Origin of the sequence: Pseudomonas sp. HMSC066A08, assembly GCF_001813025.1 — a bacterium.
In the GTDB taxonomy this organism is placed as follows: Bacteria; Pseudomonadota; Gammaproteobacteria; order Pseudomonadales; family Pseudomonadaceae; genus Pseudomonas; species Pseudomonas aeruginosa.
This window is the reverse complement of the sequence record NZ_KV811232.1, coordinates 1-234: the sequence shown is the minus strand read 5'-3', so window position 1 is coordinate 234 and position 234 is coordinate 1. Positions and strand designations below refer to the sequence as shown.

The following is a 234-nucleotide window of genomic DNA, read 5'->3' as shown; positions in this document are numbered from 1 at the left end:
ATTAACCAATCTACGTTTAATTGATAATGCGACGGATACCTTAATTCTGCGTCCTCTTATCACACACGATAAAGAAAATATCATTAATATCGCTCGCCAAATTGGTACGGAAGATTTTGCTCGTACTATGCCAGAGTTTTGTGGTGTTATCTCCAAGAATCCTACAGTAAAAGCGGTTAAAGCCAAAATCGAAGCTGAAGAAGAAAAATTTGATTTTTCTATTCTCGATAGTGT

The 234-nt window shown here is 35.9% G+C and carries 1 pseudogene; it reads left to right on the top strand.

The annotated features are described in order from the left end of the window. A pseudogene (locus HMPREF2886_RS32770) lies at positions 1-234 on the top strand (tRNA 4-thiouridine(8) synthase ThiI); the annotation flags it as partial.